Below are 26,397 nucleotides of genomic sequence, written 5' to 3'. Positions count from 1 at the left end.
AAGGAATAAGCTTACAAAGTTCTTGAAAGGACCTCTATGGCCCCCGAACTTGCCGCCGCCTATGTCATCGGTTGGATCCCCTCGGCTTCCGTCACCGGACTGCACCTGTGGATGCACCGAAAGAAGGTTAAATCCCCTGCGTATCGACAGCTTCAAAAAAACCTGCAAAAAGTCGGTCTTTACTGGCGCGAGTCGCGCTCGGATGTTGAAACCTTCACTGAAGGCGCCGAAGAGCAAAATCTGAAGTCCTATGAAAAGAACATCCTGCTGATGGGAACTTTTTTCCTGTTTCTGAGCTGGGGCGGATTTCTGTTCAACCTGATTGTTTTAATTTCCGTGCATTCACTGGCGATCTCCCGTAAAGAAAGAGCCCTGTTTGAAAGTCCACTGACCAATCAGGATCTGCCCACGGAAGAGGTGCAGAAAATTCTGAAGGAGATCCCATGAACCGCCAGCCCGCTCCCATCCAAATCCCCATCCTTGAAAAATCCAAACACTGGCTGGTCATCAACAAACCTTCAGGAGTTTCCGTTCATAACGATCCCCCCGACGTTCGCACACTGCTAAAAAAACAGCTAACACCGGGAAGCTATCAGGACATTCACCCGGTGCATCGTCTGGACAAAGAAACCAGTGGTTTGTTGCTGGTGGGACTGGATGCCGAAACAGCCGCCAATCTTTCCGGGCAGTTTCAGGAACACAGCGTGGAAAAGACCTATTACGCACTTTTGCGGGGTGAAATGCCGGTCAGCACCGACTGGCAGGAATGGAACACTCCCATTTCCGACAAGGCCGAGGGACGTAAAAACCCCCAGGGACTTTTAAAAGACCGGGTGGAAGCCCGCACCCTTTACAAAGTGCTTGAGGCCAACAAATATTTTTCCCTGGTGGAAGTGCGCCTGATCACCGGTCGCCAGCACCAGATCCGCAAGCACACGGCCCTGATCCGTCATGCCATCGTGGGCGACACTCGTTACGGCGATCCCAAGTACAATGAACGCATGGCGAATATTTACCAAACCAAACGCATGTTCCTGCATGCCGCACGCATGACCGTGATGATCAATGGCTACAAACACTCGTTTGAAGCCCCGCTGCCGCCGGAATTCAAAGAAGCCATGAAAGGCTGATTAGCTGGCTTTCTGCTGCTCTTGCGAGGATGCCAAAGCAAATATCTGATCCACGTTGCCAGAAATATTGCGAATCGAAGACACGATGAATTCGGAATTTGAGGTCAGGGAGTTCACTCCCCGGCCGATCTCGCCGGTGCTTTCGCGCAGCAATTGAATGAAGTCATCCATGGCTTCCAGATAGTGCGTGAAACTGTTTCTAATCTCTGTCGTTCGCGCCGACTCGATAGCGCCCATCTGACGAACCACCTCAAGGCCGGTCACAAATTTAGCCACTTCCAGCATTTCAAAGGAAATGGCAGACAGGCTTTTTTTCAGTTCGGAAAATTCTTTATCGAGATTTTGGCAATACTGGGCAAACAAATCGGAAAAGGCCTTCTGGTTCTGCAACATCTCGTCGAAAGCGTTTTCTGAAGATGCCAGCTTGGCGATGGATTCGCGAACGAAAAAGTCCACCATCAGCATCTGCACGTTCAAGGCCGCCGCCCGCAAGACACACTTCTGAATCACACCCGACAGCTCCTGAACAAAGCCGGAAAGGCCGCCCAGGTGTTTTTCAATAGTGCCCGACAACACTGAAAACTCGTGGGAAACAACCCCCAGACTGGCCGCCATCTCGCCAAATTTGGCAGCCGCGATTTTCATATTGATGGAAATAAACTTCAGTTGCTGAAACCCCTGGTCCAAACGGCCCATGGCGGTATCAAGACTTTGATTGGCCCCTTGAAAATCCCGCAGTTTAGCAAAGACCTCATTCAGCTTGCGGGTGGTGACATTTGTGACGGCGGTGACTTCCCCCGCACCGCTGGCTCCGGAAGAGCGTGATTCAGACTCCAGCACCTGGGCTGCGCGGGCTTTCAGCTCTTCCATGACTGCCTTCATCATAAAGCTTTCATAATCGGCAAAACCCGCCTCCTGAATCTTTGACAGCAGATACGGATGCGATTCTTCAAGACTGTGTCCTTGCTGTTCGAACTGCAGCACGTCCTTGTAAAGCCCCTGCACGGCTTGGAACAATTCCGATGAAGGCTTAAAGCGAACGGACAAATACCCATCACCAACCGGAAAAGCAAAAGCATACACCCAATAATAACTGCCGTTCCCGGCCAGGTTCTTTACATAGGCACCAACGGCTTTTCCCTGATTCAGGAAGTTCCAGAACTCCTTAAAAACCGCTCGAGGCATATCGGGGTGACGAATCAAGCTGTGCGGAGCCCCCAACATGGATTCCTTCGGATACACACTGACGCGAACGAAAACATCGTTTCCGTACTTGATAACGCCTCTCTTGTCGGTGACGGAGAAAAAGAACTCATCAAACCCGAACGGGCTTTCAGATTGGGTGGGCGCTGGACGTTTCATGGAATCCTCTCAGAAAACTTTTACAGCTTTTTGATCGGCATTTTATCCAGCATCCTTAGCTTCGGGTCACGAAAGTGACCGTTGCTCATTCTTCTGATCAAAACAGATTCAGATCCAGAGAGGGATTCGCTATTTCTTGTTTGTTCCGAGCTTGCTGTCGAGTTTCGAAAGGAAGCTCGCAACTAAATCCTCACGTTCCTGCCCGACCACAGGTCGAGCGCCCAGAGGGAATTCAGTGTAAAGCTCTTTAGGAAGCTCCAGCAGGAATCTGGAAGGGGCCACCGGGCGAACCGCGCCGTTCTTCTTGCGCTGCTGACAGCGTGACATCACCAGACGCTTTTTCGCGCGCGTGACGCCCACATAGAACAAACGACGTTCTTCATCGATATCAGATCCCAGATTCTTGTGCGGCAAAAGATCCTCTTCAAGGCCTGCTAAAATCACCACCGGGAACTCAAGCCCCTTGGAGGCATGCAAGGTCATCAGTTGAACTTTGTTTTCCAGTTCTTCTTCGGACAGATCGTCACGCAAAAGCATGCAATCCACAAAGGACTTGATGCTTTCCACGTCATAAGAACGCCGTCCCAGGAATGAATCCAGGATGCGTCCCAAAATTTCAACGACCATCCATTTTTTCTCGGCACTGGTTGGATCCGCTGCGGTTCCGTAAACGTATTCGCGGTATCCGATGTCCTGGAAAATCTGAACCATCTTCGCCCCCGGTGAAGACCCCACCTGGAAATCGAGGATGTTTTTCGGAAGGTTTTCAATGAACATCATCAAATCATCAATGGCGGCGCCGGCCTTGTCCTGCACGCCCGCCTCTTGCCAGAAACGGCAGGCGTCGACGAAGTTGATGCGTTTTTTAAGAGCGAACTCACTCAGTTTTTCGATGGACGTGTCACCAATCCCACGTGAAGGCACATTGATGATACGACGAAGGGACACTTCATTCGGAGCCAAGGCCTGCTTCAGGTAAGCCATCAGATCCTTGATCTCGCGACGGTCAAAGATCGAAGTACCACCCGAGATATGATAAGGCACGTTCGCACGACGCAAAGAGGACTCAATCAAGCCGCCTTGTGTGTTGGAACGATAAAGCACGGCCATGTCCTTGTAGGTATAGCCCTGTCTTTGGAAATTCAGGATTTCACTGACGACGAATTCACATTCGTCCTCTTCACGATCCAGAATGAACAATTCCGGCAATTGGCCGGTGTCTTCAGCGACCTGCGGGCGCAGGATCTTGCCGTGACGGTTTTTATTCTTGGAAATCGCCGCATTCGCCACCGCCAGAATTTCTGCGGAAGAACGATAATTGCGTTCAAGCTTGATCACTTCACAAGGAGTGAATTCCTGCGGGAAGTTTAAGATGTTCTTCACTTCCGCCCCACGCCAGCCATAGATCGACTGATCATCGTCACCCACCACCGCGATGTTGTTATGGCTTTGCACGATCTGCGCAATCAGATCCATCTGCAAACGATTGGTGTCCTGGAACTCATCGACCATCACTTGCGTGAACATGCCCTGCACTTTTTCCAGGATTTCAGGATTTTCTTTAAACAACGTGATGGGTTTGATCAAAAGGCCTTCAAAGTCCACCACCCCCAGATGCTCCAGGCGTTTGGTGAATTTCGGCGTCAGGACTTCGACCATCTCGTGATATTCGTCAAAGCCTTCCGTCTGCGGAGCCATGCCCGTGCGACGGTCATTGATCATGTTCAGGATCTTGTCGGCATCGAACTTGTCTTTGCCCGAGTTTTTGATGTCTTTGATCAGGTCTTTGACGATGGCATTGCAGTCACTTTGATCGACAATGCCGAAATACGGGGAAAGACCCGCATGTTTGTGGAACCGGCGCAAAATCTGCAGTCCGAACGAGTGGAAGGTCCCTGCCCACATCCCCGTTCCAGAGCTTCCCAGCTTTGCGCCCACGCGATGTTTCAGCTCGCGCGCGGCTTTGTTGGTGAAAGTAAGCACGCAGATTTCCTGAGCCTGTGCCACACGCTCTGAAATCAGTCGTCCTGTTCTGGAAACCAGAACCGTTGTCTTGCCTGAACCGGCACCCGCCAAAATCAACAAAGGCCCGAAGTTGTGCTTCACGGCCTTTTGTTGCTCGGGGTTGAGCCCCTTAAACCAATCCATTATTTTTCGATTCTATAAAAAATTACTGACGGTTGTGGATCAAAGTACGAACTTCGTCTTCGAACACAACTTCAATTTTATCGGTCAAAGCGTCTTTGATGAAGCCCAGGCCGAACTTAGGGTGTTGCAGCTTGGTGTTCTTTTCGAACTTGCCCTTCATGTTGTAAGTCGCAGTTGCTGCCGAATCGTTGGCCATCAGCATGTCGTATTCATTGCGGTGGCTGGATTTGCGGGAGTTCATCGTCTGCTCACGTTTTTTCGCCGCAGCACCCGTCAAAGGCTTGCCGGTTTTAGTTTGAGCTTTAGGAAGAGAATATGTCTTCTGAGAACCGCAGATCTCGCATTTGATCTTTGCGGAAGTCGCCGAAGTGTGCGCCAGAACTACATGGTATCTGTCAGCATCACATTTTTTACAGAACGCAAAAAAGGACTTCGCGACCGGTGGCAGGGTATTCATGGACATTTGTATCTTCCTATCTAGTATTGTTGTTTCAAACTATAAATCATCAATTGTTCGTCGAGCTTCTTTTGGGCAATCTCCCCTGCACTCAGGTAGAAAGGGCCCTCTCCGCGCTCAATGCGCTGCTGGAAGTTCAACATACTCATTTCCTGTTTCGGATCGATGAACGTGCCTGTCGGTCCGTAGTGTTCCAGGAAGGCCAGGTCCGGTTCCTTGTTAAAGAACTTTTCCCAGCACTGGGTATTTACCTGTACGCGGTAAGTAATAGTTTTAGCATGAGAATGCACCGGAGCGTAAGCCCCAATTACCTCTAAATGACCATAATGCGAGTGCAGCTTCAAAGCCGGACTTCCCCACTGGGTCATCCCGGAGCATTGCTCCACGTTGGCATACCAAAGACCAAAGGCCTTGGACAGGAAACCCAGACCGTAGAACTGCTCTTCCTTTGGCAATAACGAGTTCACGGAGCACAGATTGTGCGCCACCCACTCGCCCTTATGCATTGTCGGGATGATGATAAACAGGGACAACGGGACCCAGTCCATGTCGTCCAGGGACTCAACTTCTTTTAAAACCCCGGAGGATTTGATCGGAGAAAGGCTGGCCGGGAACTTTTTGGGGTCCAGCGCCTCACGCGCCGCCTTAGAAAGAGCCGACGGACGAGCCGCAAAGCCCGCCACAAAACCCGGCATCACCGCGCAGTCATAAAAGACCCAGCGAGGCATCGCCATATTTGAAGGCCCGAAGGCACGCTCTTCCAAAGAATAAATGCGATCAGCAAAGGCCAGCTCTTTCACATCCAGAGGATTCTTGAATACCGGCGACTGGGTGAACCAGTCATTACGGTGCACAGAGCCCGGCTGAGCGATCTGATTTTCGGGACGAACAAAGACATAGGGTCTGATGTCGTCACGATTCATCCAGTCCGCTTTTGCCAAAAGAGAATTCATGCAAGTTACTCCAGTACTGCTTCAGCTTACGCGGCTGCCGCCGCTTCAGCTCTGCCCGCTGTTGCGGACGCCGACCATCTGTTCCGGTTTTACTATCTTATCAAATTCTTCGCCAGAGAGCAGTCCAAGATTGATGGCTTCTTCGCGCAGTGTTGTGCCGTTTTTATGGGCAGTTTTGGCAATTTTGGCTGCATTGTCATAGCCAATATGAGGATTCAGAGCCGTCACCAGCATCAACGAGTGCTCCAGATGCTTCTGAATCTGTTTACGGTTGGCTTCAATACCCACCACACAGTGATCAGTGAAGGATTCTGCCGCATCTGCCAGCAGGCGCACGGAATTCAAAACGTTGAACACGATAACAGGCTTAAAGACGTTCAGCTCAAAATGCCCGGTGGCTCCGCCAATAGTGGCGGCCACGTGATTTCCCATCACCTGGGCACAGACCATGGTCATGGCTTCACTCTGGGTTGGATTCACCTTGCCCGGCATGATGGAGCTTCCCGGCTCATTTTCCGGCAAGTGAAGCTCCCCGATCCCGCAACGCGGCCCGGAACCCAGCAGACGAATATCGTTCGCAATTTTCATCAGGGACACCGCGACCGAGTTCAGCGCCCCGCTGACTTCCACCAACGCATCATGAGACGCCAGTGCTTCAAACTTGTTTTCCGCAGAAACAAAGGCAATCCCCGTCTCGCGGGCGATTTCAGCAGCCGCTTCAACGGCAAATTTCGGGTGCGTATTCAAACCCGTCCCCACGGCCGTCCCACCCAACGCCAGCTCATACAGATGCGGCAGGGTGTTTTTCACGCGCTGAATGGAATGCTTCACCTGAGTGCTGTAACCGGAAAACTCCTGCCCCAGTGTCAGGGGGGTTGCATCCATCAAATGAGTGCGACCGATTTTAACGATGTCTTTGAATTCTTTTTGTTTGTTTTCCAGAGCTTTATGCAGCTTTTCCAGCATCGGAATCAGACGGTGATGAATCTGCTCGCCCACCGCAATATGCATCGCCGTTGGGAACGTATCATTCGAAGACTGGCCTTTGTTCACATCATCATTGGGATGAACTTCCTTGCTGGGAAGCTTGATGCCCATCATGTCCATCGCGCGGTTGGCGATAACTTCATTGGCATTCATGTTGGTCTGTGTGCCCGACCCCGTTTGCCACACCACCAGCGGGAAGTGTGCATCCAATTTTCCAGAGATCACCTCATCGGCGGCCTTCACGATGACCGTGGCTTTCTTCGGATCCAGCAGGCCTAATTTTTCGTTGGTGATGGCGGCGGACTTTTTCAAGATGCCCAGGGCCCGGATCATCTCGCGCGGGAACCTGTCGCCCCCGATGCGGAAGTTTTCCGTGGACCTTTGAGTCTGAGCCCCCCAGAACTTGTCTGCGGGAACCTTCACTTCACCCATGGTGTCTTTTTCGATTCTGAATCCGCCCTCTGCCATCACTACACTCCTTTGCGAGCGACCTGGCCGACATGGGCCTGGTCTGTGGGATAAATCACGAGTTCTTGAATGTTCACATGAGCCGGTCTGGCTGCACACCAAGCAACTGTCTCGGCGATATCCTGAGCCGACAGCGGAGTCATGCCTTCATAGACCTTGTCGGCCTTGGCCTGATCCCCCAGTCGCACCACAGAAAACTCTGTGTTCACCATGCCCGGTTCAATATTGGTGACACGCACCTTGGTGCCCAGTAAATCCATGCGCAATCCTTCGGAAAGCGCCCGCACTGCAAACTTGGTGGCGCAATAAACACCTCCGCCTGGATAGGTCCAGCGGCCCGCCACCGAGCCTAAATTTATAATATGACCGGAGTTCTTTTTCACCATGTGTTCCACCACGGCGCGGGTCATGAACAGCAGACCTTTGATGTTGGTGTCGATCATGATCTCCCAGTCATCCAGTGAGGCGTCCTGCATTTTTTCCACCCCGCGAGCCAGGCCCGCGTTGTTGACGAGGATCTCGACTTCGGCAATTTCGGCTTTGTGAGCTTTGACGAATTCACTGACCTCGAAACGGTCCGACACGTCAAAACAAGCCAGCTTCACTTGAGTTTTGGGGTGACGGGCTTTGATGGATTTTTCCAGCTCCTGCAGTTTTTCATAGCGTCGTCCGGTCACAAAAATATCAAACCCCTGCGCCGCCAGCGCCTCGGCCGTCGCCCAGCCAATTCCCGAACTTGCCCCCGTAATCAAAGCCCACTTAGCCATCATTTCACCTCACCCCAAAACGATAGCAGCCCCCCTCTGGAAGGGCACCCCCACAAGCCAAATAACGCAATGCTTCGGAAAAAGTAAGCAGGTACCTTTTAGGGGGAATTCTGGTAGTTTCGCGGGCTATGAAATGTCCTTGTGGTTCTGAGAAAAATTATTCTGAATGTTGTGGTGTTTATCACTCTGGCAAAGCTTTGGCGCCGACGGCGGAGGCTTTGATGCGCTCTCGCTACAGCGCCTTTGCCAAGAATCAAATGGAGTACTTGCAGGATACGACAGATCCTCAGACTCTGGATCAAATCGACGAAGAGGCCAACCGCGAGTGGGCGGAACGCGCGAAGTTCCTGAAGCTTGAGATCATTCACGCCGAAGAAAAAGGCACCAAAGGAACGGTCGAGTTCAAAGCCTACTATAACGTTGATGATGAGGACTTCATCCATCACGAAGTCAGCCTGTTCCGCAAACAAGCGGGCGAATGGTTCTTCAAATCCGGAAAAATCAAAGAGGAGAAATCCAAATGAAATACTGGCTGATGAAATCAGAACCGGACGTCTTTTCTTTGGATCAACTGAAGAAAGACAAAACCACCTGGTGGACCGGTGTGCGCAACTATCAGGCGCGTAACTTTATGATGAAAGACATGCAAGTCGGCGACGAAGTGCTTTTCTATCATTCCAATGCGACTCCTCCGGGTATTGCGGGCATTGCTCGCATCAGCAAAGCTGCTGAGCCGGACAAAGAGCAGTTCGATAAAAAATCTGAATACTTCGACCCGAAAGCCACCAAAGAAAAACCCATCTGGTTCTGTGTGCAGGTGGAATACGTGGCGCACTTTAAAAACTATATCAGCCTGCCTGAGCTGCGCGACAACGCGAAGCTTGCTGACATGCTGGTTTTGCAAAAGGGCTCCCGCCTTTCCATTCAGCCTGTTGAAAAAAAGCACTTTGATGTTCTGACCAAACTGGGCGGCGCTTAGGAATGAAACTGTTTCTGGCTCCGATGGAAGGCGTTGTCGACTGGGTGATGCGTGATACTCTCACGCGCCTGGGAGGCATTGATCAGTGCGTGACCGAATTTTTGCGTGTCACCGACCGTCTGCACCCGGAAAGTGTTTTCTATAAAAACTGCCCCGAGCTGAAAACCGGATCGCGCACCCGCTGGGGCACGCCGGTGTTTGTGCAGCTTCTGGGGGGCCAGGCCGAACCCTTGGCTTTGAATGCCCAGCGCGCGGTGAAACTGGGCGCTTTGGGGGTGGACCTTAATTTCGGCTGCCCGGCAAAAACCGTGAATCGTCATGATGGCGGTGCGAGCCTTTTGAAATCCTGCGATCGCGTGTTTACGATCGTCGATACCGTTCGCAAAGCCGTACCCGCGGATGTTCCCGTGACCGCAAAAATCCGTCTGGGCTTTGATGATCCGACCAAGTGTCTGGAAATCGCCCAGGCCGTGGAAGAAGCCAATGCCACCTGGCTGACGGTTCACTGCCGCACCAAAACTGATGGCTATAAGCCACCGGCTTACTGGGACTGGATTCCAAAAATTAAAGAAAAGACCAAGATCAAACTGATCGCCAACGGTGAAATCTGGAATGTGGCAGACTTCAACCGCTGCGTGGAAGTCACCCAGTGTGAAGATTACATGATCGGCCGCGGAGTCATGAGCAATCCGTTCATCTTCAGCCAGATCAAACAAAGCCTGAACCAGCAGCCCGTCGAAGACATGAGCTGGGAGCGCGCCCGCCCCCTGCTGCCGCAGTTCTTTGAATCGAGCACTTTGTACATCAACGACTATTTTGCCGTGTCCCGCTCCAAACAATGGCTCAAAGCCCTGTCCCTGAAAAATCAGGAAGCCAAGGCGATCTTTGACGAAATCAAGGTTCTAAAAAAACCAACAGAGTTCAAAGCCAAACTGCACGCCTTGTGCGGTGTTGATCACTTGAGCGACGGATAGTTCTTTCGATAAAATTCTTTACGGGCCGGAGCCAGCTTTTCCCGGTCCTCAGCACTGAGCCAACGATCCACACCTTTTTCAAATTTTTCCAGCAAGGCTTTGTTTTGAAGGGCCCGATCCACGTCGGCAATGACTTTGGCTCCCCAAGGTGTTTTAGGGCAGGCCACAACCACTTCCACCCGGGCTGAGTTTTCTGTCACCGGAATATGCACTACAAAATCGCTCTTACTGTTCAGAAGCTCGTTGTAATAAACCGCCTCAAACGGATAGCCCAATGTGTACTGAATGCGATTGGAATGAAGCATCTTGTGAACCCGAAGGCTGGTGCTAATGGTGATCACCTGTGGATTTTTCTGATAGTTGTTCTTGATCAGTACTTCGTCGATACCCTCGCCGTAAAGGCGACCGACCCCAAGCTTCCAGGATTTCTTTGAATCCAGAAACTTTTGCAATGAATAAGGGGCCAAATTTCGAACCTCGTCCAGTCGGCTTTTTGGCAGCAAGATTCCATTAGCGGGAATCACAAACACGGGCGTTGAGAAATAAAACAGCTTGGACCACTCGGGCGTATCCAGCCAGCCGGCGTTGCAGATTTGGCTTTTACCTTCAGCTTCCTTCAAAACCCGAGGCACCGTGCCTTCCAAGGTCTTGTGCTGATACTGGGGAAGTTTCTTGCGAAGCTCGCCTTCCACGGTGTCCAGTACTCCCTGCCCTTTGAACGGTCCGGAGAAAATAAAAATCGGCGGATCGTCCCACCGGATCCACGTGAGATCCTTGGCCCCTGCCAATGGGCAAAATAAGTTCACAATAAGGAAGGACAATAACATCCGTCTTTTCATCAACTCCTCAAGCCTTCACGATAGCTCAGTCCGAGATGTCAGGATAAATGTATTTCAAACAAGATATTGCGCTGTAGCCAGAATTTTCAACCAGGCACCTTTTAAGGAAGGGCGTTGTAATTGGTGGAGCTGGAGGCGTTGAATTTTTGGATGGCTGCTTTAAAGGCCTCTTGGATGCGTTTGCGTTCGTGGGCGGTCAGAGTGACGCCGTTGGCTTCGCCCATCAGCAATTTGATACTGCCCTCATTCAAATTCTGGGTCCGCATGTCCACACCGAAAGTCAGCCCTTTTAGTTTTCTTGGCTCCATCTCTGAGCCCAAGGACTGACGCAGGATTTTTTCAACGGATTCCCCATGATTGGCCAAAGCATTGCGTGAAGACACGTTCTGCACGCCATCAGGAATAAATGCCAAACGGTAGGTGCCCGAGTAATCTGTGTTGGCCAGGCCCTTCAGGATATCTTGTTTTTCCGCCTGATTGAGCGGCTTCACCGCCACGGCCACGCAGTCATCCCCTGAACACAGGGACTTCAGCTTACCGGATGGCACCGCCCGGGTCAGAACGTCCTCGAACTGCTTTTTCTGATCATTGAATTTTTTGGTGACCGCTTTTTCCGCGGCCCGAGTCGATTCAAGGGCCTTGTTCACATTGGATGAAGACGCCAACGCCTCGGCCGTGCCTTTTAAGTTGGCGGAACCAAGCCCGATGATATCCACCGACAAACCACCCTGATCAGCAGCATTCAGATGTGCGATCTCGCGTTTGGCGATGTAAATCCCCGGAGAAAACTCATCTGTCGCAGTCACATAGGACTGCAGTTTCTTGACCGTCCCCGTAGAGATGTCGCTTAAAGCGTAGCGATTCTTCAAAGCCTGCTGCACTTGGGCCGTGTCGCCTTTGCCTTTACGAACGATATCAAACACGTCCTGATCAAAGGTCCTTCCATCCACCATGCTGGTGCCCGCGACCTCCATGCGCAGCTCTTGGCGTTGTTTTTCAAGGGACGTGATTTTCTGCTGCATGGTGGTTTTCAGACCATCTTTGCGGAAGCTTTGCACTTCGTTCTTGTCGAGCTGTCGGGAGTATCGGGCTGCCATATTGGCTTCATCGGCCGAATTCCCGATCCCCGCCCGAAACCAGTCTTCTGTTTTGGTTCCGGGTTTCAGGGCGTCGGACTCTTTCAGCTTTTTGTTGAATTCAGCATTCGTCTTGTCAAAAACCTTTTCAAGCTGCTCTTCAATATCCTTCGGAACCTTGCCGGAAAAGGCAAAGCGCGAGGATTTAAAATCAGAATACTTATCAATGACCAGCCCTGGATTTGCGGCTTCAAGCTCCTTGATGTTATCAAACAACAACTCCTTGTGATAGTTCGTCAGCCCCGTCACAAGATTTTTGTCTTTCAAACTGTCGTTCAGATATTTCATCTGGCTGTTTTCCACATCCAGGAAAGTGACCTTGGCATCCGCCCCTTTTTCAGCACGGGCCATCCAGGCGGTGTTCTGCTCCACGCTGGTCGGAGAATAACTGATATAACGACCCGTCAGTTCACTGCGGGAAACCTTCGCAGATCCCGCCGCCACTTCGGCGCCGGCATGAACTTCTTTTTCAGCCTTTAGCAGTCGGCCCGCGGCTGTGGCCGCTCGGGCCCCTTTGACGAAATAGCCGGCCAGCAGTGTCGGGTCCACGACGGAACCGATTGCATAACACTCCAGCTCTTCCCGGGCCAAAGCGTTGTAACACATGTAACGGCCGTACTGCTCTTTGATTTTAGAGCCGGCAATGGTCATCAGGCTTTCAAGTTTTTGACTCTGCTCCGGGGTCATTGTCGTGTCATCGCGAGCACGTTCCGCAATCGGCACATAGGGTTTTGGGCGCACTCGCTCCAACGAGGACATGTAGGCTTTCATATCCTGGGCCTGCACATAAAGAAAAGTCGCCGGAAGTTTGTTGATCTCTTCATCAGAAAGTTTGTTGTACCGGTGATCGTCTTTCACCAGATCTTTTTTGCAGGACAAAGAGGTGTTGCATTGTTTGAGGAACGCCGCCCGCTCGCGGTTGTTTTTCTTGATGGATTCCCAGCTGTCTTCAACCAGACCGGCCAATGAAACCGTCATGTCTTTTAAAGAAACTCCCAGATCCACCATCGCATTTTTATATCCCCGCAAACAGGCCAGGGCTTTTTGTTGTGCGTATTCTTTTTGCTGCTGGCACTGTGACGGCAAATCACACTTGCGCATCAGAGGCGCCCAGTCAGGATGCTCCTCAGCTAGCTTCGCACAGTTTTGGGATTTGATTTCAAGTTCACAGTTCCACTGCAGTTGAGTCTGCAGTTTTTTTACCTGGTCAGAACAATCGGCCGGTCTTAAGCAGGCCATGGCCAGCGCCACCTCAGAAGTGGCCCAGACGGGACTCGACCCAAAAACTGTTAAGAAGATGACAATTATGTGAAGACCCAACTCATATTCCTCACCTATCTCTTCGGAATATGGGTCTTAGGTCAAAAGGCGATCAAAAAATTCTCATTTTGAGTCGGCAACTTTTGTATCACCCGTTAAGGCTAGAACAATTTCTGGAAAATCCAGTATGGGCTTCGACTTTTTATCAACTGCATTTTATAGGTCTGGGCAATCCACTGCATGGTCTGCTCTGAGAAAAATACGACGTGAGTCGTATCTCGGCGATAGTGCCAATCGTGGAAGACAGCTTCCCCGCGATGACCGGAAGTCATCACTCCAAGCAGTCCTCCCGGCTTCAAAAGGCGCAACATGCGTTCGATTTCGGTACGGGGATTATACAAGTGCTCCCACACTTCGGTGCTCGTCACCAAGTGATAGGTTTTGCGCAATTCATCCTGATTCGGATGATAGTACAAATCATAATCGTGAGTTTTAAATCCACGCAGATTCAAAAGCTGCGAAAGCATCGCCGTCGGACCACAGCCAAAATCCAAAGAAGTCAGTGAGGACCCCATCACACCAGCAGCATTGAAGTGTTCTTCAATGCTGTTAATAAGGGGCTCGAAGAATGCCAGATACCCGGCACCTCCCTGATTTTCGTGCTGGTCATAACGCTGTTTTTCTTCCTGCGGACCAAGACGCTCTGCGGGATCCATAAAGATCAAATCACACTCTGCGCAATGAAAATAGCTGCGAACGGGCTTTTTATCCACTTTGAAGGGCGCTGAATGAGGCGAATGACAGAGCAGGCAGTTCATCTTAGATGAAACCTTGTCTCCCCCTCTTAGCTATGTCAAAAAGAATTATGGCAAAAGTATTAATCTACAAGAAAAACCCATGTCCCTACTGCGATCGCGCGATTCACTTCATGGAAGACAAAGGCATCGCCTTTGACATCATCGATCTGACCGACAAACCTGAAGAAATTGAAAGAATCAAAAATGAAACCGGCTGGAGAACCGTTCCTATCATCATGATCAATGGCAAACTGATCGGTGGTTACACGGATTTGAAAGCATTGGATGAAGAAGGCAAACTGATGCCTCTGCTGCAGGAATAAGATTACTGCCGAAGCTCCGTGCGCAGACTCATCTCCACGGGGCCTTCGAAGAATTTCGTCACACCCTCGATCATTTCATCGACAGTGCGGGCTTTCGCACAGACTCCCACCAACGTGTTACCAAATGGCAACCACACACTTGTGGTGCGAACATAGAAGCGCACTTTGCGCATCGCCAGATCGTCCCCGAAATAGAACCGACAACGCTCGATCAATTTGAGTAAACATTTGCCGTACTCTGCACCCTCTTCTTCTGACGTGCGCGGAGCCTTCTGGCCTTCTTTCCCCGCTGGGGGAGCAAAGCCCAGCTCTTCACCCAACTGCCACATCATCCACGGACGAGCGGCAAGACCACGGCCCGCCATCGCCATGTCACAGCCGGTTTCTTTCAGCATGTTGATGGCATCATCATAAGTTTGTACGTCGCCATTTCCAATGACCGGGAAATCGACAGCTTTATGAAGTTGTTTGATCTGCTCCCAGTCAGCATTGCCACGGCGTTTTTGCGCTGCTGTTCTTGGGTGAAGGCACACCCAAGCGGCGCCCGACTGACGAAGCCCCGACACGAACGTCAAAAGTTCGTCGAACTCTTTCGTGCTGCCAACCGCGCGCAATTTCACACTGACCGGCACCGTGGAATTTTTGACGGTCATGCGCACCACTTCGGCGGCATAGGCCGGATCCCCCATCAGCGCCACACCGTAATTGTGTTTCAGTGCTTTTTGCACCGGGCAGCCCATGTTGATGTCGATGGCTTCAGCGCCCCACTCCACCAGACGTTTCACGCTTTCAGCGATGGCGTCTTCCTCGTTGCCCAGGATCTGTGGCACCAAGCCCGGCTCGTGGGCCGCGCGCATGGTTTCAGGGGTCTTTTCAAGATTTTCGCCAGGAATACGGCGGGAGTTTAACATCTCGGTCGGCCAGATGGTGTAAGCCTCGGCCGGAAGATAATCGCGCATGACTTCGCGCAAAGCCACGTGAGTCAGGCCCACCATCGGAGCCAGACACAACGGGAAGTTCACTTTACCGTCCAGAACCGGACGATGAAGACCCAGTTTCACTGTCTTATTTTACAGCCGCGCCAAGGAATTCAGGCGCGTATTTTTTGACGGCTTCATAGCCACCGAACAACAAACCAGAGAAGAACAAGTCCCCGTAAATCTGGTTGTCAAAGAACGGGATGCCCGCAACCAAGCACTGCACCAGACCATTGAAAGTCGGAGCGTACATTGTGCCCATCACCCAAACACCAAAGTTAGAGACCAGGAAGAACACCGAGCTTGTCACCAAAGCGGAAGTGCCCACTTTGAAAACACTTCTTTGATCGCGCAAAGCCCAACCCAGCATCACCACCAAAGTGAAGCCCAGGTACACAAACAACATGGTGTTATGGAAACCCAAAGCCAGATCGCTGATGAACAGCGCTGCCAGCGGGATCAACAAAGATTGTTTTTTGGATGGGAAGTAAGCCCCACCAAACAAAGCCATCGCACCAATCGCGGTGAAGTTCCAAGGATGAGGGATCAAACGGCTGAAAGCCGCTGCAACTACCATCAAAATCAGGGTCATCATACGTGTGTTCATGACGCGCAAGCTATCACCGGTTCATTCGGTTGTCCACCAGTTCTTGGACCACCGCTGGCTCTGACAAGGTTGTCGTATCCCCCAGTTGATCCGGGTGGTTCTCGGCGATTTTACGCAGGATTCGGCGCATAATCTTGCCCGAACGGGTCTTAGGCAGGCGTGGCGCCCACTGAATCAGATCCGGAGTCGCAATAGGACCGATCTCTTTACGCACGGTCTGGATCAGCTCCTTACGCAAATCCTCGCTGGCAGTTTCACCGGACTTGAGAGTCACAAAGGCATAGATCCCCTGCCCTTTGATGTCATGGGGATACCCCACCACAGCGGCTTCCGCCACTTTGTGATGAGCCACGAGCGCCGATTCAATTTCTGCCGTCCCCAGACGGTGACCGGAAACGTTGATCACGTCATCCACACGGCCCGTGATCCAATAGTACCCGTCCTGATCGCGGCGACAGCCGTCACCCGTGAAATAGTATCCCGGATAGTTCGAGAAGTAAGTGTCTTCGAAACGTTCGTGATTGCGATACACCGTGCGCATCTGGCCCGGCCAGGAATCAGCAATCACCAGCACACCTTCACCCGGTCCTTGAATTTCCTGACCTTCGTTGGTCAGAAGTTTCGGCTGCACCCCAAAAAACGGCAACGTTGCCGACCCCGGCTTTTGCGCAATCGCGCCCGGAAGCGGAGTGATCAAAATGCCACCCGTTTCTGTCTGCCACCACGTATCCACGATAGGACAGCGTCCTTCGCCAACCACGTCGTGATACCACGCCCAGGCTTCAGGGTTGATCGGCTCCCCGACTGAACCCAACAGGCGCAGAGTTTTTCTTGAGGTTGCTTTGACCGGACCTTCCCCTTCACGCATCAGGGAGCGAATCGCCGTTGGCGAGGTATAGAATATCGTGACTTTGTGTTTGTCGACCACTTCCCAGAATCGCGATGGTGTCGGATAGTTCGGCACCCCTTCAAAGAACAAAGTGGTCGCACCATTCGCCAAGGGTCCATAGACAATGTAGCTATGGCCCGTCACCCAACCCACGTCGGCCGAGCACCAGTAAATGTCATTTTCGTGATAATCAAAGACATACTGATGGGTCATGCTGGCATAAACCAGATATCCCCCTGTGGTGTGCATCACGCCTTTGGGTTTTCCGGTGGAGCCGGAGGTGTACAGAATAAACAAGGGATCTTCCGCGTCCATCGGCTCTGGTTCGCACTGGTCGCTGACGGTTTTGACTTCTTCGTGATACCAAAGATCGCGGCCCGGCTTCATGTCGACAGAGCTGCCTGCGTATTTCACCACCAGAACTTTCTGCACATCCGGAGTTTTCACCAGCGCTTTATCGATGTTTTCTTTTAGTGCCACCACTTTGCTACCGCGATAACCGGCATCACCGGTGATCACAAACTTGCACTGCCCGTCCAAAATACGATCAGAAATAGAATCCGGAGAGAATCCGGCAAACACCACAGAATGAACCGCCCCGATGCGCGCACAAGCCAGCATCGCCACGGCCGTATCCGGAATCATCGGCATATAGATCGTCACCACGTCGCCTTTTTTTACACCCATTTTTTTCAGGACGTTGGCAAAACGGCACACTTCCAGATGCAGTTCTTTGTATGTGATTTTACGAGAAGGGGTGGAGGGATTGTCCGCTTCCCACAACAAAGCGGTTTTATCGCCGCGGGTTTTTAGGTGACGGTCCACGCAGTTGACGGACACATTCAGTTTTCCACCCAGGTACCACTTGATGCTGACAGGTTTTTTGAAGCTGACTTCTTTGACCTTGTCCCACTTTTTGATCCAATCCAGTCGCTCGGCTTGTTCGGCCCAGAAGGCTTCGTTGTCCTTGATCGAACGCTCATACATTTCTTTGTATTTTGCTTCATTGATCAGGGCGTTTTTTGCCACTTCTGCGTCTACGGGATAAAGATCTTTGTGCATACTCACCTCTTATGGATTTAATCGTAAATCAACTGAGAATGAGGTCAAACGTTAACGCCCAGGAAAGTATTTAAAAGTGTTAATTAAGCATCTGTTGCACAATGATAATTCCACCCAAAAGCAAAACAAAGATCCCGAAGGCCGGCTTTAAGCGCGCCTCGGATGTATGCTGCGACCAGTAGGAGCCAACAAAAATTCCCGCCACGGCCAGAGCACCGACCCGCAAGAGCAAACCGAAGTCCATCGGTGTCCGGGCCCAAAGATCGCCAAAGAAACCCAGCAGTGAATTGGCGGCAATCACCCCCAAAGATGTACCAACGGCCACTTTCATTCCAAGCCCCGACATGCGCACCAAGGACGGCACGATCAGAAATCCACCACCAGCCCCCACAAAGCCCGTCACCGCCCCGACACCCAGTGCTTTCAGAGCAAACACTCCTGGCGCGGCAGGATCCTTCACTGCAGATGCACGAGGCAGCAACATCGCCAAGGCAGCCATCACCATGACCACGGCAAAAGAGCTTAAGATCACAACTTCTTTGTTAAATAGAACCGGTCCCCAAACCCACTGATCCGGAATTATCGGCAGCAACCAGCGACGCACCAACAACACCCCAAGAAAAGATGGCACTGCAAAATAAAATCCTGCTCGGAGATCCACCTGCCCTTGACGAAAATTCCGGACAAAGCCGATCAGGCTCGACACCCCCACCACAAATAATGAATAAGTCGTGGCCAAAGACGGCGGCAGCGAAAAGAAGTATACAAACAAAGGAACTGCCAGAATTGCACCGCCTCCGCCCAGAAGGCCTAAAGAAATCCCGACAAGACTGGCACCGAAATAACCCAACAGTTCCATAAAAAACACCTCACCCTTTCACAGTGAAGCGGGCGTACAGGCGATAAAGTCCCATTCCCGCAAGCATCGCAATCACAAAGTAGATCGCCATCTCCTGACCGGCTCCAGCAGAAGTCAGTGCCGGCCCCGGGCAAAATCCGCCCAAACCCCAGCCCAAACCGAACAAAGCACTTCCGACCACCAGGGGCCGGGTGACTTCCTTAGACACCGGCACATGCCACTGAGTGTCCAACAAAGGTGTGCGATGCCCTTTCATCCAACGATAACTCAGCATATGAACCGGGATGGCGCCGATCATGACAAACATAAGTGACGGATCCCAGCCCTCACCCAACTGCAGAAAGCCGATGACCTTCTGGGGCTGAGTCATACCCGAAACTCCCAGGCCGATCGCAAATATCAGTCCCACCACAAAAGCCGCCGCAGTCTGTTTCATAGATGTTTTATTCATATCAGCCTCCCACCAATGCTTTAAAGAGTGTGGCCGTCAGCATTCCCATAATCATGAATGTTGCGGTCGCCACCAGCGAGCGCACAGAAAAGCGCGCAATGCCGCAAACACCATGGCCACTGGTGCACCCACTGCCCATCACCGTGCCAAAGCCCACGATCAAACCGGCAATCAGAACCACGCCCACGGATCGGCCCGAGGTGTTCACGAACATATCCGGCTGCAAAGCTCCCAACACCAGACCGCCGATCAACAGCCCCAGGATAAAGGCACCTCGCCACAGATCCTTGCGGACATCGCCGATAAATCCATTCACGATGCCACTGATACCCGTGACCCGACCGTTCAAAATCAACATCAACGAGGCCGCCAGGCCGATCAAAGCGCCGCCCGCCAAAGCCATCAAAATACTGTTCATCATTTTCCTGCTCCTTTAGTCACTGCATATCCCATTTCATTCCAGCGTAGCATTCCACCCACCATGTTGTAGGTGCTGGTGAATCCCATCTCTTCACTGAGAAGTGTGGTCTGTCCTGATCTTGCCCCACTCCGACAAACAAAGACAATGTTCTCGGACGGGTTCAGGGTTTTCAAAAATTCCAGCAATGCAGGGCCGAGCGGACGCAGCTCTGTGCCCGCAATATGCCCCAGCTCCCCGGTGTATTCTTCGGGGGTGCGCACATCCACCAGACGGAATTCGTTCATTCTTTCTTTGAGTTGTTCACAGCTTATTTCACGCATAGCAGTCCTCGCTTATTTGGCTTCACAGGACTTCATCCTAAGGCTATCCTCGGTCTGGGTGTTATGCCCGGGGACATAAAGAAAAACCTTCTCTGATGTCCCAGGACATAACTCAGGGGCCGGTCTTTGTTCTATAATGAACCATAGCCAGAAACCTGAGACAGGCTTTCAGCAGGAGGTTTTCCATGAAACTGCAAATTCAGCACTTCTTTGACAGCGTCACTTCGACGCTGACCTATGTGGTTTATGACCAGGACACACGGGATGCCGTGGTGATTGACCCCGTATGGGACTATGATCCGGCATCGGGTAAACTCTCAACAAAATCAATGGATCCGGTGGTGGCGTTTGTGAAAGAGATGAACCTGCATCCTCACTATGTCATGGAAACCCATGCCCATGCGGATCACCTGTCCAGCTCTCAACTTTTTAAAAACTTCTTCCCGGACATCAAGGTCGCCATCGGCGAACGCATCACCGAAGTGCAAAAGGTGTTTAAGAAGGTCTTCAATATGAACGACCTGAACACATCCGGTTCTGACTTTGACATCCTGCTAAAAGAAGGCGAAGTCCTGCAGGCGGGATCGTTGAAAATTAAAACCCTGTTCACACCGGGCCACACTCCGGCGTGCGCGTCTTATCTGATTGAGGATGCGATCTTTACCGGGGATGCGCTGTTTATGCCTGATTCCGGCACGGGCCGCTGCGACTTCCCGGCAGGCAGTGCTGAAAATCTTTACGACTCGGTCACTGGAAAGATTTATTCCCTTCCGGAAAACACCCGGATTTTTGTCGGTCATGACTATCAGCCCAATGGCCGGGCGTTGATGTATCAAACAACCGTCAATGAAGAAAAAAATCAGAACATCCAACTGAAGGGTCACACCCGCAAAGAAGACTTTGTGAAGTTCCGCCAAGAGCGTGATGCCACGTTGGCAGCCCCTAAACTGCTTCTGCCAAGCATTCAGGTGAATATCCGCGCGGGCCAGCTTCCGGCGGCGGAGGAAAACGGCACACGGTATTTGAAGTTACCCCTGCGCCAGTAATTTCTTTTTGTCGAGAATAATGATTTCCCGCCCACGCTGCTCAATCAGCCCGTCTTCCACGAAGCGGGCCAGGGTGCGGATCACGGTGGGCGTGGTGGTCCCGCAGAAATCGGCGATCTCTTGCCGGGTCCACGAGTATTCGGGATGAAGTTCTTTTAAGTACACCACCGCTTCAGCAATACGCGCCGGGGCGTCTTTTTCACTCAACGTCAGTTGCTTGGCCTCGGCCCGGCGCAGTTCAATCGCCAAAGTCTCCAAAAGCTTTTCCGCGAGGTCACAGTTGCCCTTCATCTGCTGGCGCATTTCGTTTTTGCTCATAACACGAAGGACGCTGTCATCAATCACCGTGGCGGTGGCATGATAGGGTTCATTGGCAAACAGGCTGCGATGTCCAAAAATCTGGCCCTCACGAAACAGGCGCACCAGATGGTCCTTACCCGACTCGCCCCACAACCCCAGACCCACCAGGCCTGATTCGACAAAATAAATATTCTGGGGTGTTTCACCAGCACGATACACCACGTCCCCGCGGCGGAAGTTCTTTGCGACGGCTTGAGAAAACAGATCTTTGAATTCCATACTGTCATTAAATCACAAAACCGGGTTTTGGACATAAAAAAAGCCGGGCTGTTTCCAACCCGGCTTTTAGTTTCAGGAATGACCCCTGATTAGTTTACGTCTTTGTAGTCAGCGTCGATCACATCGTCGCCGCCTTTATTCGCAGAAGCATCGCCGCCGTCAGCTGCGTCAGCCTGCTGACCTTCAGCACCTGGCTGAGCCCCTTGCTTTTTGTAAAGCTCGGAAGTCAGTTTGTGCGTCAGGTTCTGAAGTCTTTCGAAGGCCCCTTTCAACTCATCGCCAGAGGCAGACTTGTTTTCAAGGATCTTCTTGGCTTCAGCAACCGCTTCGTTCGCAGACTTCACTTCAGATTCTGGCAACTGAGCACCGGAATCCTTGATCAGTTTTTCAGTCTGATAAACCAGGTTGTCGAGGTTGTTTCTTTGTGTTGCCGCCTCGGCCTTGCGTTTATCTTCCTCTGCGTGACCTTCAGCGTCCGCCACCGCACGTTTGATCTCGTCCTCAGACATACCGGACTGAGCCGTGATCTTGATCTGCTGGGACTTGCCGGAAGACATGTCTTTCGCAGATACGTGCAAGATACCGTTGGCGTCGATGTCGAATGTTACTTCAACTTGCGGAACACCACGTGGAGCTGGTGGGATGCCTACCAGTTCGAAACGACCCAGCGTTTTGTTGTCGCCAGCCATTTTACGCTCACCCTGAAGGACGTGGATGTCCACGGCAGGTTGATTGTCAGCGGCTGTCGAGAACACCTGGGATTTCTTGGAAGGAATCGCCGTGTTTCTTTCGATCAAAGTCGTCATCACGCCACCCAGGGTTTCAATACCCAGGCTTAGTGGAGTCACGTCCAGCAGAAGGACGTCTTTCACGTCACCCGCAAGAACGCCACCCTGAACTGCGGCACCGATCGCCACAACTTCATCCGGATTCACAGAGCGGTTTGGCTCTTTACCGAAGAAGTCTTTAACGGCTTTCTGGATCGCAGGGATACGAGTGGAACCACCCACCAGGACAACCTCGTCGATTTCAGAAGCTTTCAAACCGGAATCGGCCAAAGCTTTACGGCAAGGTTCCATAGAGCGTTTCACAAGATCTTCAGTCATCTGGTCAAACTTCGCGCGAGACAGACGAGTCTGCAAGTGCTTAGGACCGGACTGGTCCGCCGTGATGAACGGAAGATTGATTTCTGTTTCCTGAGCGGAAGAAAGTTCGATCTTCGCTTTTTCAGCCGCCTCTTTCAGACGCTGCAAAGCCATTTTGTCGTTCTTAAGATCAATACCCTGATCTTTTTTGAACTCCGTGATCAACCACTCCAGGATCACTGTATCGAAGTTATCACCACCCAGGTGAGTGTCACCGTTGGTTGCGCGAACTTCAACAACACCGTCACCCACTTCAAGGATGGAAACGTCGAACGTACCACCACCGAAGTCGTAGATAACGATTTTTTCGTCTTTCTTTTTATCCATGCCGTAGGCCAATGCCGCCGCTGTCGGCTCATTGATGATACGTTTTACTTCCAAACCAGCGATACGACCGGCGTCTTTTGTCGCCTGTCTTTGCGCATCGTTGAAGTAAGCTGGAACGGTGACAACCGCTTCTGTTACGGGTTCACCCAAATAGTCTTCTGCCACTTTTTTCAGCTTCGCAAGAACCGCAGCACCGATCTCTTCTGGAGAAGCGGTTTTGCCCTGAACCTTGAACGCACAGTCATTGCCTTTGGCAACAACAGTGTAAGGAACCAGTTTGATCTCTTCTTGAATCTCTTCAAATCTGCGGCCGATGAAACGTTTCGCAGAATAGATCGTGTTCTCAGGATTGGTTACAGCCTGACGTTTGGCAATTTGACCAACCAAGCGGTCACCATCTTTGGTGTACGCGACAACTGAAGGAGTGGTACGAGCGCCCTCTTCGTTCACGAGTACTTTAGGCTCTCCGCCTTCCATAATCGCGACGCATGAGTTCGTCGTTCCTAAGTCGATACCAATAATTTTACCCATACCTAAATCTCCTTAAAATTAGCTGTTTTCAGCAATTTAAATGTGTGTCCGACCCTGATTTCGTCAAGCCGGTGGGCTCACTTTTTTATGACAATTATTTAACGAATAATTTCAATATCTTACAGGGTTTTAACTCGTGTTATGAGGCAGCTGAAGGCATGATGTGACCTCGCTCCTCTCTTAAAACAAAACAAAAACAAGACCCCTCTAGGCCCTGGCGTAACCCTTCTGCGCCGGGGCCGCAATTTTTTGCGGGATCCTATTTCTTCTTGCCGAAGAAGCCACCTTCCGAGGTCACATTCAGACCGCGTGCCTTAGCAATTTCTCGCAAAAGCTTCTCTTCGTCTTTATGTAATTTTTCCGGGAACTGCACGTTCACAGTGAAGTAGATATCACCGCGGCGGTTGCCTCTGAGCGAAGGTAATCCTTCACCCGCAAGTTTCACGTTGTCACCATGGTGAGTGCCTTTAGGGACTTCCAGTTTGGCTTTGCCTGTGACGGTCGGCACTTCGATTTCTGCACCAAGAAGCATCTGCACGTAAGGCAGTGACAGCTCGGCGAAAAGATCTTCGTTGCGACGTTCGAAGTTGTTGTGTTGTTTAACGCGGATTTCAACATACAGGTCGCCCGGAGGTCCCCCCATGTAACCGCCCTCACCTTCCGTCGCCACACGCAGACGTGTGCCCGTGTCCACCCCTGCCGGGATATTCAGACGGATCTTGCGGTGTTCAGCCACGCGGCCTTTGCCTTTGCAGGGCTTGCACGGATTTTTGATCACTGTGCCCTGGCCATGACAGGTTGGGCATGTGGATGCCATCGCGAAGAAGCCCTGCTGGCGCACGACCTGGCCAGAACCTCCACACGTGCCGCAAGTGCTGACTTGCGAGCCTTTTTCGGCGCCGGTGCCTTTGCACTCTTCACAGTTTTTGTCGGTATCAAATTCGATTTCTTTTTCAATGCCCGTGATAACGTCTTTCAATGTGATCTCGGTCACATAGCGCAAATCAGAGCCGCGGCGCGGTTCATTGCGGTTTCTGCGCTGTCTTTGCTGGCCGCCCATGCCGCCACCAAAGAAGTCGCCAAAGATATCCCCGAAGTGCGAGAAGATGTCTTCTGCATCCGTGAAGCCACCACCGCCACCACCACGAGTGAAGGCGTCATGACCAAAACGATCGTACTGCGCGCGTTTTTGTGCGTCGCTCAGAACTTCATAAGCCCCTGCAGCTTCCTTGAACTTTTCCTCGGCCTCTTTGTTGCCGGGGTTTTTGTCCGGATGGAACTGCATCGCCAATTTGCGATAAGCTTTTTTGATGGTGTCCTGATCAGCGCCTTTTTCGACGCCCAGAATTTCGTAGTAATCTCTTTTGCCAGCCATAGTTTATGGAACCTAACGTTGTGCGCTATTTTTCGTGATGAATATGACAAAATAGGGTGTCAAAACCACGCCCGTCAAGGCTTCCTCGAAAAAACCTTGTGCGACACGGCCCCGGGGAGGGCTTCCCTGCTGCCCGCTTCGGACAGTCCTCGCTTCGCTGCGGAACTTGCAGGCAGCAGGGACACCCTCCCCGTGACCTGACGGTGGCTTTTCGGGTGCGCATAGCGTCTAAGGGCGGAGACAGGATTAACTAAAGAATGTTTACATTGTTCCGATGAGTACTACTCGGGAGGTGGTATGCGTGGGGTGATACTGATTTTTACTTTAATCTTTGCGGTTTGCTCTATCAGTTCTGCGCAGATGGCTTCGTCGTCTTCGACTGTCTTCAGTATCGCGAAACTTACTGAAGCTCAACCGTTGAGGTCTCCGGCTCAGCACTGCTGCAAGATCTGCAGAAAAGGGAAAGCTTGTGGAGATTCATGTATTGCTAATTACAAAACCTGCCACGTTGGGCCAGGCTGTGCTTGCGATAGTCGCTGAATTATTTGGTTGGTTTTGTCTTCTTCATGGATTCGATTTTATCCTGAAGGCGCTTGATTAGAACCGGATCTTGTTCGGTGTTGATCATGTCCTGAAGGACCGACTCTGCAAGCTCTAGACTGCCTGCATCTGAATACAAACGACCTGCCAAGGTGAATACCCATGGTGGAGCACCGTTCTTTCCTGCTTGAATCAGCAGTTCGGCGGCTCGTTTGTTGTCTTTAACTTCGTACATATAGTGATAGGCCGCGCGGTATAGAATTGGCCAATCATTCGGGAAAGCTTTGACGCCTTTGTCGAAAATTTTTGTGGCGCCGTCAATATCAGAAACAATAACCGTCAGGGCCAATCCACCAACAGCAAAAGGCATACGGAATGATGGGGACAGATCAGTAATTGCATCCAGCATTTTCGTCAGCCAAGAGTTGTTTTCACAAATACGCTCTGCGATAAGCTTTTCACAATAGTCAAAATCCTGAATAGAACGCACCCACAAAACATCAGCCATAACTTCCGAATAACCAAAGGCCATTCTCTCAATCATTGGCGGCGGAGCAATTAAACTTCGAGAAACCAAACCTTGATTCTGCAATTTCCCAGATGAAAAGACAATTACGCCCAAAGCAAAAATCCCAAGCAAAATGCCTGGGATTTTCACTAAGACTGCGAATGCTGGTCTTGAAATCAT

Annotated in this window: 27 protein-coding genes; 7 read left to right on the top strand and 20 right to left on the bottom strand. The window is 51.4% G+C overall.

Annotation, left to right across the window (positions count from 1 at the left end):
* The first annotated feature begins 36 nt into the window (after nt 1–36).
* Nucleotides 37–447 (top strand): hypothetical protein, encoded by a 411-nt coding sequence (locus tag ACZ520_RS06040; protein ID WP_464127760.1) that lies wholly within the window; start codon nt 37–39, stop codon nt 445–447.
* Nucleotides 444–1,130 carry an RluA family pseudouridine synthase gene (locus ACZ520_RS06035; RefSeq protein ID WP_374032463.1) on the top strand — a complete coding sequence of 229 codons (687 nt, stop codon included), beginning with the start codon at nt 444–446 and terminating at the stop codon, nt 1,128–1,130. The genes ACZ520_RS06040 and ACZ520_RS06035 overlap by 4 nt, the downstream gene beginning before the upstream one ends.
* Here the strand turns inward: ACZ520_RS06035 and ACZ520_RS06030 are convergent, their stop codons facing one another.
* From ACZ520_RS06030 to ACZ520_RS06005, 6 genes are all read right to left on the bottom strand, one after another.
* Nucleotides 1,131–2,492: a PAS domain-containing protein gene (locus ACZ520_RS06030; RefSeq protein WP_464127759.1), complete on the bottom strand. Its 1,362-nt coding sequence runs from the start codon at nt 2,490–2,492 to the stop codon at nt 1,131–1,133.
* A 129-nt stretch (nt 2,493–2,621) separates the two neighbouring features.
* Entirely contained in the window at nt 2,622–4,640 is a 2,019-nt protein-coding gene (locus ACZ520_RS06025) for an ATP-dependent helicase (RefSeq protein ID WP_374035311.1), read from the bottom strand.
* A 22-nt stretch (nt 4,641–4,662) separates the two neighbouring features.
* A complete protein-coding gene (locus ACZ520_RS06020) occupies nt 4,663–5,103 on the bottom strand; it encodes a hypothetical protein (RefSeq protein WP_088565754.1) in 441 nt (146 codons plus the stop codon).
* 14 nt (nt 5,104–5,117) lie between these two features.
* Nucleotides 5,118–6,050 (bottom strand): hypothetical protein, encoded by a 933-nt coding sequence (locus ACZ520_RS06015; protein WP_088565755.1) that lies wholly within the window; start codon nt 6,048–6,050, stop codon nt 5,118–5,120.
* A gap of 45 nt (nt 6,051–6,095) precedes the next feature.
* Nucleotides 6,096–7,505, bottom strand: a complete 1,410-nt coding sequence (gene fumC, locus ACZ520_RS06010) for a class II fumarate hydratase (RefSeq protein WP_088565756.1) — start codon at nt 7,503–7,505, stop codon at nt 6,096–6,098.
* 2 nt (nt 7,506–7,507) lie between these two features.
* A complete protein-coding gene (locus tag ACZ520_RS06005) occupies nt 7,508–8,275 on the bottom strand; it encodes an SDR family NAD(P)-dependent oxidoreductase (protein WP_088565757.1) in 768 nt (255 codons plus the stop codon).
* A gap of 125 nt (nt 8,276–8,400) precedes the next feature.
* Here ACZ520_RS06005 and ACZ520_RS06000 point away from each other — a divergent pair, with 125 nt between their 5' ends.
* Genes ACZ520_RS06000 through ACZ520_RS05990 form a run of 3 tightly spaced genes read left to right on the top strand, consistent with a single transcriptional unit; the run spans nt 8,401 to nt 10,225 of the window.
* Complete coding sequence (locus ACZ520_RS06000) at nt 8,401–8,796, top strand: YchJ family protein (RefSeq protein ID WP_374032458.1); 396 nt, start codon at nt 8,401–8,403, stop codon at nt 8,794–8,796.
* Nucleotides 8,793–9,251: an EVE domain-containing protein gene (locus tag ACZ520_RS05995; protein WP_374035306.1), complete on the top strand. Its 459-nt coding sequence runs from the start codon at nt 8,793–8,795 to the stop codon at nt 9,249–9,251. Before ACZ520_RS06000 ends, ACZ520_RS05995 begins: the two co-directional genes overlap by 4 nt.
* Nucleotides 9,252–9,253: 2 nt before the next feature.
* Entirely contained in the window at nt 9,254–10,225 is a 972-nt protein-coding gene (locus ACZ520_RS05990) for a tRNA dihydrouridine synthase (protein ID WP_417869993.1), read from the top strand.
* On the opposite strand, the gene ACZ520_RS05985 is transcribed toward ACZ520_RS05990, so the two are convergent.
* The 3 genes from ACZ520_RS05985 to ACZ520_RS05975 form a co-directional block, all read right to left on the bottom strand.
* Nucleotides 10,207–11,064, bottom strand: a complete 858-nt coding sequence (locus tag ACZ520_RS05985) for a TIGR02285 family protein (RefSeq protein WP_464127758.1) — start codon at nt 11,062–11,064, stop codon at nt 10,207–10,209. The two genes, ACZ520_RS05990 and ACZ520_RS05985, sit on opposite strands and share 19 nt — an antisense overlap.
* Before the next feature lie 101 nt (nt 11,065–11,165).
* Nucleotides 11,166–13,439: a hypothetical protein gene (locus ACZ520_RS05980; RefSeq protein WP_464127757.1), complete on the bottom strand. Its 2,274-nt coding sequence runs from the start codon at nt 13,437–13,439 to the stop codon at nt 11,166–11,168.
* Nucleotides 13,440–13,621: 182 nt separating this feature from the next.
* On the bottom strand, nt 13,622–14,278 hold the full coding sequence (locus tag ACZ520_RS05975; RefSeq protein ID WP_464127756.1) for a class I SAM-dependent methyltransferase: 657 nt from the start codon (nt 14,276–14,278) through the stop codon (nt 13,622–13,624).
* A gap of 47 nt (nt 14,279–14,325) precedes the next feature.
* Here ACZ520_RS05975 and ACZ520_RS05970 point away from each other — a divergent pair, with 47 nt between their 5' ends.
* Nucleotides 14,326–14,580: a glutaredoxin gene (locus tag ACZ520_RS05970; RefSeq protein ID WP_417869987.1), complete on the top strand. Its 255-nt coding sequence runs from the start codon at nt 14,326–14,328 to the stop codon at nt 14,578–14,580.
* A gap of 2 nt (nt 14,581–14,582) precedes the next feature.
* Here ACZ520_RS05970 and ACZ520_RS05965 read toward each other — a convergent pair whose 3' ends face one another.
* From ACZ520_RS05965 to ACZ520_RS05935, 7 genes are all read right to left on the bottom strand, one after another.
* The gene (locus ACZ520_RS05965) at nt 14,583–15,641 is read right to left on the bottom strand and encodes a tRNA-dihydrouridine synthase family protein (RefSeq protein ID WP_464127755.1); all 1,059 of its coding nucleotides are present in this window, start codon (nt 15,639–15,641) and stop codon (nt 14,583–14,585) included.
* Between the two features lie 4 nt (nt 15,642–15,645).
* The gene (locus ACZ520_RS05960; protein ID WP_464127754.1) at nt 15,646–16,164 is read right to left on the bottom strand and encodes a DUF6580 family putative transport protein; all 519 of its coding nucleotides are present in this window, start codon (nt 16,162–16,164) and stop codon (nt 15,646–15,648) included.
* A 13-nt stretch (nt 16,165–16,177) separates the two neighbouring features.
* The gene (gene acs, locus ACZ520_RS05955; RefSeq protein WP_464127753.1) at nt 16,178–18,115 is read right to left on the bottom strand and encodes an acetate--CoA ligase; all 1,938 of its coding nucleotides are present in this window, start codon (nt 18,113–18,115) and stop codon (nt 16,178–16,180) included.
* A 79-nt stretch (nt 18,116–18,194) separates the two neighbouring features.
* A complete protein-coding gene (locus tag ACZ520_RS05950; RefSeq protein WP_088565767.1) occupies nt 18,195–18,974 on the bottom strand; it encodes a sulfite exporter TauE/SafE family protein in 780 nt (259 codons plus the stop codon).
* A 10-nt stretch (nt 18,975–18,984) separates the two neighbouring features.
* Complete coding sequence (locus ACZ520_RS05945) at nt 18,985–19,425, bottom strand: DUF6691 family protein (protein WP_088565768.1); 441 nt, start codon at nt 19,423–19,425, stop codon at nt 18,985–18,987.
* Between the two features lies 1 nt (nt 19,426).
* A complete protein-coding gene (locus tag ACZ520_RS05940; RefSeq protein WP_464127752.1) occupies nt 19,427–19,846 on the bottom strand; it encodes a YeeE/YedE family protein in 420 nt (139 codons plus the stop codon).
* Nucleotides 19,843–20,166 (bottom strand): rhodanese-like domain-containing protein, encoded by a 324-nt coding sequence (locus ACZ520_RS05935; protein ID WP_088565770.1) that lies wholly within the window; start codon nt 20,164–20,166, stop codon nt 19,843–19,845. The genes ACZ520_RS05940 and ACZ520_RS05935 overlap by 4 nt, the downstream gene beginning before the upstream one ends.
* Nucleotides 20,167–20,351: 185 nt before the next feature.
* Between ACZ520_RS05935 and ACZ520_RS05930 the strand changes: the two genes are divergently transcribed.
* Complete coding sequence (locus tag ACZ520_RS05930; RefSeq protein ID WP_088565771.1) at nt 20,352–21,212, top strand: MBL fold metallo-hydrolase; 861 nt, start codon at nt 20,352–20,354, stop codon at nt 21,210–21,212.
* Here ACZ520_RS05930 and ACZ520_RS05925 read toward each other — a convergent pair.
* The 4 genes from ACZ520_RS05925 to ACZ520_RS05910 all read right to left on the bottom strand — a co-directional run bounded on the left by ACZ520_RS05925 (nt 21,195) and on the right by ACZ520_RS05910 (nt 26,397).
* Nucleotides 21,195–21,791, bottom strand: coding sequence for a Crp/Fnr family transcriptional regulator (locus ACZ520_RS05925; protein ID WP_088565772.1), 597 nt, complete (start codon nt 21,789–21,791; stop codon nt 21,195–21,197). The two genes, ACZ520_RS05930 and ACZ520_RS05925, sit on opposite strands and share 18 nt — an antisense overlap.
* Nucleotides 21,792–21,880: 89 nt before the next feature.
* Nucleotides 21,881–23,794 (bottom strand): molecular chaperone DnaK, encoded by a 1,914-nt coding sequence (gene dnaK / locus ACZ520_RS05920; protein WP_088565773.1) that lies wholly within the window; start codon nt 23,792–23,794, stop codon nt 21,881–21,883.
* 259 nt (nt 23,795–24,053) lie between these two features.
* On the bottom strand, nt 24,054–25,169 hold the full coding sequence (dnaJ, locus tag ACZ520_RS05915) for a molecular chaperone DnaJ (RefSeq protein WP_088565774.1): 1,116 nt from the start codon (nt 25,167–25,169) through the stop codon (nt 24,054–24,056).
* A 541-nt stretch (nt 25,170–25,710) separates the two neighbouring features.
* Nucleotides 25,711–26,397, bottom strand: coding sequence for a tetratricopeptide repeat protein (locus ACZ520_RS05910; protein ID WP_464127751.1), 687 nt, complete (start codon nt 26,395–26,397; stop codon nt 25,711–25,713).

Source organism: Bdellovibrio sp. BIS2 (assembly GCF_055398295.1).
The sequence above is the reverse complement of the archived record's forward strand: the minus strand, read 5'-3'. Positions and strand labels throughout refer to the sequence as shown.